Origin of the sequence: Streptomyces sp. NPDC059456 (assembly GCF_042750055.1) — a bacterium.
Lineage (GTDB): Bacteria > Actinomycetota > Actinomycetes > Streptomycetales > Streptomycetaceae > Streptomyces.
Genome location: NZ_JBHYVA010000718.1, coordinates 1 through 4,284 on the forward strand (window position 1 = coordinate 1; position 4,284 = coordinate 4,284).

The 4,284-nt window shown below is 78.3% G+C and carries 2 protein-coding genes and 1 pseudogene; all 3 read right to left on the reverse strand.

Annotation, left to right across the window (positions count from 1 at the left end; genetic code table 11):
• A pseudogene (locus tag ACFXA3_RS37055) lies at window positions 1-1,166 on the reverse strand (hypothetical protein); the annotation flags it as partial.
• On the reverse strand, window positions 1,163-3,301 hold the full coding sequence (locus ACFXA3_RS37060) for a phage tail protein (protein WP_385194681.1): 2,139 nt from the start codon (window positions 3,299-3,301) through the stop codon (window positions 1,163-1,165). The gene ACFXA3_RS37060 and the pseudogene ACFXA3_RS37055, both read right to left, overlap by 4 nt.
• Window positions 3,301-4,284 (reverse strand): baseplate J/gp47 family protein (locus ACFXA3_RS37065; protein WP_385194683.1); only part of this gene is annotated, 984 nt, incomplete at its 5' end. The genes ACFXA3_RS37060 and ACFXA3_RS37065, both read right to left, overlap by 1 nt.

The window sequence follows — 4,284 nt, forward strand, 5'->3', positions numbered from 1 at the left end:
CATCCGGCACATCCCACACGTCCGCCGCACCCGGCGCACCCAACGCATCCGCCGCACCCGGCAGTCCCGGTGCACCCGGCACACCCAACGTGTCCACCACACACGGCACACCCGACGCATCCGGCACACCCGACGTGTCCACCACACCCGGCGGTCCCGGTGCACCCGGCACACCCGACGCGTCCACCACACCCGGCACACCCGTCACACCCGGCGCACTCGCCTTCTCCCCCCGTCCTGCCGTTCCCGCCGTTCCCGCGGGGACCGCGGTCCGGCAACTGGCCGAGTTCTGAGCCGGGTTCGGGTACGGCGCGTGCCGGATCGGCGTCCGGGGCGCGCAGGCCCGCCGCCAGCAGCTCGCGCAGACCGGGGCGGGCGGCGGCCCGGTGCAGTGACGCCGGGTCGGTTTCGGCGAGGACGAGGACGGCCCATGCGGCCGGGGTGGGTTCGGCGGGGCGCAGCCGGGAGGCGCGGACCAGTTCGGCCAGCCGGGATCCGGCGAGCAGGGCCCGGGCGAGTGCGCGGGTGCCGGGGCCGGGCGGCGGTCCGGCGGGGTCCGCGGGCGCGCAGCGTTCGCCGCCCGTGACGAGGACGGCCAGGCGTTGCCAGCCTTCGCCGCCCCAGACCCGGTGCAGTGCGGGGAGTCCGCAGTGTTCGGCCGCGCGGAGCACGGCGGCCGCGGCGTGCTGCGGGTGGCGTTCCAGGGCGGCCAGCAGCGCCGGGCCGGGCGAGGCGTCCGGGGCCGGGTCGCCGGGCCGCAGGATGCCGGTCTGCCGCCAGGCCCACAGTCGTTCGCGGCGTCCGGCGGCGAGGCCGGCGACGGCGTCGGCGAGCAGTTCCACGTCGTGCCGGTAGTGGACGGGCCCGTCCGGTGCGCCGGTGCGGCCTTCCCGTACGGCCCGTTCGATCGCGGTGGCGACCGCCTCGGACCAGTCGCGGGCGAGGGCCGGTTCGGGGCGGGCCGGGTCGAGGGCGAGGGTCAGGTCGAGCCGGGCCAGGCACCAGCGGCCGGACGGCAGGTCGAGTCCGCGCAGGGCGGTTTCGAGGGGGCCGTCGATCGCGCGGCTCAGCGGTCCGCGCAGCCGGTCGGCCGACGGCGGCGGCTCGCCGGGGTCGTGGCGCAGGGTGGCGGAGAGCCGGCCGATGACCACGGTGGGGGTGTTCATCCGACGCGCACCGCCCCGGTGATGGTGGTCTCGCCGACGCGGGAGCCGGCGGCGGGCACGCCGACGACGCCGTCCTCGCCGACCCGGACCCGGCCGACGATCGCGGGGCCCCAGGCGGCGCCGGGGCCGACGACGGAGGTGAGCCCGAGGTGGAGGGTGCGGCCGATCCGCATGCCGGCTCCGAGCGGGCAGATGTCGACGAGGGTGTGGGCCGGTTTGTGGGCCTCGACGATGGCGCGGACGACGTCGAGCCGGTCGGGGCCGGGGTCCGCGGGGATGAGGACGCTGAACCGGTGTGCGGTGGCGGTGTAGCCGTCCTCGCCGGGCCGGGTGCCGCCGACGGTGAACCGGCCCAGGGCCCCGGAGGTGCCCGCCGCGCCGCCGACGGCCGGTGCGGGGGGACCGCCGGGCCCGGTGCCGAGGACCGCTCCGCCGAGGCCGCGCAGCCGCCAGTGCTCCACCACGCTGACGGGCAGCGGGAGGTAGAGCCGCAGGATGCGTTCGAGGCAGGTGACGGTGCCGCGGATGCGGAACAGGTCGTAGGCCTGGGCGACGAGTTCGCGCCGGGCGGCCGGGGGCCAGCGCCGGTCCAGGGCGAGGCCGAGCAGTCCGGCCAGCCAGTCGAGGGCTTCCTGCGGGGTGGTGCGGGGGTCGAGGAGCAGGGTGCGCAGGGCGGCGCGGGAGTCCAGTTCGTGCAGCATGCCTTCGGCGGGGGCGAGGAAGCGCTGGAGGAACGCGGCGTCGGCCTCGTCGCGGCTCCAGGCCCCGGGGAGTGCGGCGGGCAGCCGGTGTCCGGGCCGTTCCACGCGCAGGCCGCGGACGCGGGGGGTCACGCGCGGGGTGCCGGTGAGCCGGAGCGTGATCCACAGGTAGCGGCCGGGCGGGGCGTCGACGGGGGCTTCGTACGTTTCGAACCCGTCGTCGGGGTTGATCTGCGCCCAGGGCAGTTCGCGGCCGGTCGGGCGCCGGAACAGGGGTGCGGTGGGCGGCGGCCGGTCGGCGTGCAGGGCGCGGGAGGGCAGTGGCGGGGTGTGGTCGGCGTGGCGTACGGAGCGCGGTCCCCGTACCGGGGGCTGCCAGGGCAGCGGGTCGGGGACGGTGTCCTCGTCGGTGGTGAGGAAGCCGGCGCGGACGTCGGTGCCGGGCGGGATGCAGGCGTCGAGGAAGAGCCGGCCCCAGCGGGTGCGGTACTCCCCGGCGTCGAGGCGGTAGCCGATGACGGTGCCGGCGGGCGTGTAGCGGGTGGCGGGCCCGGCGGTGCGGGCGAGCCCGTCGGCGGTGGTGAACGCGACGCGGCCGTCGGGGTCGACGGTGACGGCTCCGCCGTCGTAGCCGGGGGCGCGCAGGGGTTCGATCTCCGCCCAGGCATCGCCGTCGGCGCGGAAGCGGCGCAGCGGCTGGCCGGGGGCGCGGCCCACGACGAGTGCGCCGTCGGCCGTCAGGTCGAGGTCGGTGGCGTCCGGCACGGTGAGCGGGCGGGTGCCGTCGGCGCGGGCGACGACCGCGCGTCCGCCGGCCGGCCCGGTCCACAGCACGTGGAGGTGTCCGGCGTGGCCGGCGATCCGTGTGGGGCGCAGGCCGTCGCTGCCGGGCGGGCGCCGCAGTGCGGGTCCGCGCAGCGGGCCGCGGCGGCCTTCGAGGAGCACGATCCCGGCGGGGCGGGTGACGAGGACGGCCACGGCGCCGCGGAGGGCGGTGACGTCGAGGGGCCGGCGGTGCGGGCGGTCCGCGCTGCGGACGGGGACGCGGCGCAGCAGCCGTTCGCCCCACAGGTCGATCACGTGGACGGCGCCCGCGCCGGATGCGGCGATGTGGAGGCGCTGTGCGGCGTCCACGGCGAGGCCGCGCGGGACGCAGAGGGTGCCCGGCCGGTGGGGGGTGCCGTCGCCGGTGGTGCCGGGTGCGATGACCTCCACGCGTCCGGCGCGGGGGTACGAGCGGTAGGCGCGGCCCCAGCGGTCGAAGGCCAGTCCGGCGGGTCCGCGCCCGGGTGGTGCCGGGTCCGGTGCGGGTTGCGGTTCGGGTTCCCAGGCGAGGCCGACGCCGCCCTCGTCGAGGAGGGCGGTGGATTCGTGGCGGCAGCGCACCCACTGGTCCGGGTCGGCCAGGACGCCGACGGCACGGTCGCCGTACATCAGCAGACCTCCGGGGGGAGCGGGACGACGACGGGGTCGCCGGGGGGCGGGGGCGGGGTTGCGTAGCCGGCTCCGACGGGCAGCGGGCTGCCGGTGACGACGGTGATCTCGGCGACCCGGGGCACCTCCCACGGGTGGAGCGGGACGAGCGGCAGCGGGGTCCATTGCGTGCCGGTGCGGCGGGCCAGCAGGAGTTCGTCCTCCAGGTATTCCAGGCCCTCCACCTGGACGGCGACGGCCTCCAGTTCGGCGCGGCGCACGGCCCGGCCCAGCGGCCAGCCCGCGCCGTCGGGCCCGTACGGCGGGAGCGGGGCGAGGTACTGGCGCAGGATCAGCTCGACCCAGCGGCGCACGGCGTCGGGCTGGTAGCCGTCGCGGGTGCGGATGCCGACGGACACGGCGATGTCCGTGTAGGTGGGCGGGATGACGTACAGCTCGGTGGTGGCCAGGCGCCTCGGGTCGAGGTACGCGGCGACCCGGCGCAGCAGGGCGAGGTCGGGCAGGGGGGCGCCGGGGTCGCGCTGGTCCTCGGTGGGGAAGACGAGGACGCTGACGACGCCCGCGGCGGGCTGGGTGGGCGTGTCGGGGTGCAGCAGGGGCAGCGGCTCGGCGCGCCGTACGCCGGGGACTTCGAGGGCGAGGGCGCGGAAGTCCTCGGCGGTGACGGCCCGGTCGCGCCGGTGGACTTCGGCGGGCAGGGCGTCGAGGGCGTCGGCGAGGGAGGCCGGGTCGGCTCCGCCGGTGGCGGGGAGCGGGTTGGTGACCTTGACGCCGCCGATGCCGGTGAGTGCGCCGATCGCGCCGGCCGGAACGTTTCCGGCGGAGCCGCCGCCGTACCGGTAGCCGAGGACGCGGATGCGTTCGCCGATCCGGGGCAGCCGGCCGCGGTCGGCGAATCGGACGAGTCCCGGCTCGGCCGCGGGGGGGGTGTGCCCGGGGCGGGGGGGGCGGGCGGGGGCGAGCGACACCGCGCGCGAGAGCGC

Coding starts and splice junctions, on each gene's coding strand:
- ACFXA3_RS37060 (WP_385194681.1), bottom strand. CDS start 3,301: ATGTACGGCGACCGTGCCGTCGGCGTCCTGGCCGACCCGGACCAGTGG.